The sequence below is a fragment of the Promicromonospora citrea genome (assembly GCF_013004695.1).
Classification (GTDB): Bacteria; Actinomycetota; Actinomycetes; order Actinomycetales; family Cellulomonadaceae; genus Promicromonospora; species Promicromonospora citrea.
Genome location: NZ_JABEMG010000253.1, coordinates 1 through 2,514, shown reverse-complemented (window position 1 = coordinate 2,514; position 2,514 = coordinate 1). Strand labels below are relative to the sequence as shown.

Annotated in this window: 3 protein-coding genes and 3 tRNA genes; 1 reads left to right on the top strand and 5 read right to left on the bottom strand. The window is 74.2% G+C overall.

Translation table 11 applies throughout. The annotated features are described in order from the left end of the window. On the top strand, positions 1 to 196 hold a 196-nt coding region (locus tag HLB15_RS23295; RefSeq protein WP_212760279.1), incomplete at its 5' end, for a hypothetical protein. A 96-nt stretch (positions 197 to 292) separates the two neighbouring features. On the opposite strand, the gene HLB15_RS23290 is transcribed toward HLB15_RS23295, so the two are convergent. The 5 genes from HLB15_RS23290 to HLB15_RS23270 all read right to left on the bottom strand — a co-directional run. Further along, a tRNA-Glu gene (locus tag HLB15_RS23290) sits at positions 293 to 365 on the bottom strand. A gap of 37 nt (positions 366 to 402) precedes the next feature. Next, positions 403 to 475 (bottom strand) — tRNA-Glu (locus tag HLB15_RS23285). 32 nt (positions 476 to 507) lie between these two features. Beyond that, positions 508 to 579: transfer RNA gene (locus tag HLB15_RS23280), tRNA-Gln, on the bottom strand. A gap of 117 nt (positions 580 to 696) precedes the next feature. Next, complete coding sequence (locus HLB15_RS23275; protein ID WP_171109113.1) at positions 697 to 1,479, bottom strand: HAD family hydrolase; 783 nt, start codon at positions 1,477 to 1,479, stop codon at positions 697 to 699. Continuing rightward, positions 1,476 to 2,514 (bottom strand): CPBP family intramembrane glutamic endopeptidase (locus tag HLB15_RS23270; RefSeq protein ID WP_212760278.1); only part of this gene is annotated, 1,039 nt, incomplete at its 5' end. The genes HLB15_RS23275 and HLB15_RS23270, both read right to left, overlap by 4 nt.

Genomic DNA, 2,514 nt, shown 5'->3' with positions numbered 1-2,514 from the left:
GGGCAGCCCGGCCGCACCGGGCGGGGCGGCGACGAGCACACCGGCAGCGCCGACCGACGAGCCCCCGACGCCCCGCGCCCGCCCCTCCGACGGCGGCCAGGGCGGCCACGTCCCGGGCGGCCCCACCGCCACGGTGGACGACGACGAGCTCCGCCCGAAGCCATTCATCGAGGGCAACGACCCGAAGCTCCCCTGACGGGCTGCCGCGGGGACCTCGAGCACGCCGGGGCCGAACCACCGGCACCAGGACACAAGAAAGGCCCGGTCCGCGTGAGACCGGGCCTTTCTTCTGTACCCCCAGCGGGATTTGAACCCGCGTTACCGCCGTGAGAGGGCGACGTCCTAGGCCGCTAGACGATGGGGGCCTGAACTGATCCACCGGCCGGAGCCGGAAGACCTGCGTACCCCCAGCGGGATTTGAACCCGCGTTACCGCCGTGAGAGGGCGGCGTCCTAGGCCGCTAGACGATGGGGGCCTGAACTGTTACTGCCGTACTGCTGACGTGCGCTGGGGTACCAGGACTCGAACCTAGACTAAGTGAACCAGAATCACTCGTGCTGCCAATTACACCATACCCCATGGGGGTTTCAGCCTCGCGATGCACCTGTCCCTGACAGGCTTCCCGTGGAGGCCTTACCGCTGGAGAACATTACCTGACCTCGGACGGTGCGCCAAACGGGATCGGCGTGCCCTCCGTCACCCCACGTCCTGGCCGTAGCCGAGCGCGGCCGGGAGCTCGTCCAGCGTCTCCACGACCACCACCCCGGCGGCGCGCAGGGCGTCCGGGTCCTGGGAGTCCCCGTCGGTGCGACCCGGCAGCGTGGGGCCGCCGTAGCCGGGCCCGCGCCGGTGCCCGGCCCGGTCGATCCACACGCCCGTCAGGCCCGCCTCGTGGGCCGCCAGCGCGTCGACGGTGGGCTCGTCGCCCACGTACGCCGTCCGCGCCGGGTCGGTGCCCAGCAGGCGCGCACCCTCGAGGAACACCCGCGGGTCGGGCTTGCCGAAGCCGAGCGTGTCGACGCCGACCAGCACCGGCAGGTCGGCCAGCCCGGCGAGCTTCAGCTTGCGCTCCTGCAGCGCGGCGGCGGCGTTCGTCACCACCCCGGCGCGCAGCCCCGCGGCGAGCACGGCGTCGACGGCCGCCCGGGCGTCGTCGTGCGCGGTCCAGGACCTCTCGAAGGTGCCCCAGAAGATCTCGTCCCAGGCCGCGAAGCCCTCCTCGGTCACGGGCCGGCCGCCGAAGGTCTCGTGCAGCAGCTCGGCCCGGTGCAGGCGCTGCGTGTCGTGGTCCATCTCGCCGCGGGTGTAGCGGCGGTAGAAGCCACCCGGGTCGGTGCGCCAGTGCGACAGGATCTCCTGGCCGCGCTCGGGTGGGACGTGCGGCAGGTACTCCGCCCGGATCGCCTCGAGCGCCACGGCGAAGGCGCCCTTGGTGTCGACGAGCGTGTCGTCGACGTCGAACAGCACGCCCTCGATCACGCGGCCACCTCCTCGGCTCGGACATCAGGTCGGGCATCAGGTCGGGCATCGCGACGGACGTCGCCCGGCACGAGCACCGCCGGCCGCTGGCGACGCGCCCACCAGAGCAGCACCGCGGCCGTCACCACCGTCCCCGCGATGCTCACCGCGCCCTCGGCCGGTGTCACCTCGGTGACGAGCAGCGAGTCGGCCAGCCCGTCGTAGGCGATGGCGAAGCCGAACGCCACGAGGTTGTTCGCCGCGTGCATCGCGACGGCGAGCTCCAGCCCGCCCGCACGCCACACCAGCAGGCTCGCGACCAGGCCGAACACGAGCCGGTCGGCGAACAGCCAGGGGCTCTGCGAGCCGTGCGCCATCGCGAACAGGACCGCCGTCACGACGGCGGGCAGCACGAGGGCGACCCAGCGCCACCGCAGCATGCTGCCGAGCCACTGCGTCGCCCAGCCGCGGAAGAAGTACTCCTCCCCCGCGGCCTGCAGCGGCGTGGTCAGCAGCACCACGACGGCGAGCGCGAGCCAGCTCGCGGCGGGGGTCAGGGGCCAGAGCGCGTCGTCGCCCCCGGCGGGCTCGCTGCCGAGGCCCAGGGCGGAGACGAGCAGGCTGCCCGCCAGGGTCAGCGGCAGGAGGAGGACCAGCGACAGCCCGAGCCCGCCGAACAGCAGGCGCCGGCGCACCCGGCCCACGACGGACGTCACGAGGCCCGGGCGGCCGGCCTGCACGAGGGTCGCCAGGATTGCCGCGGGGATGCCCAGCGCGAGCGCGAGGTTGGTCAGCAGCATGCCGGCGGGGCTGACGAGGAACTCGTCGGTCGCCGGGTCGCCGAGGTCGAGCCCCACCACCTGCGCGACGACCAGGCCGAGCGTCGCCACGAGGATCAGCCCCGCGGCGGCGCCGACCCCCGCCAGGAGCGTCGCCAGGCCGAGCACCGGCCGCCACCACCGGTGCCGCGGCCCGCGCAGCGCCTGCGGGTACTCCCGGGGCCCGGCCGGGACCGGCGGCGGGAGCACCGGCTGCTGGAACACGGGCGCGGGCGTC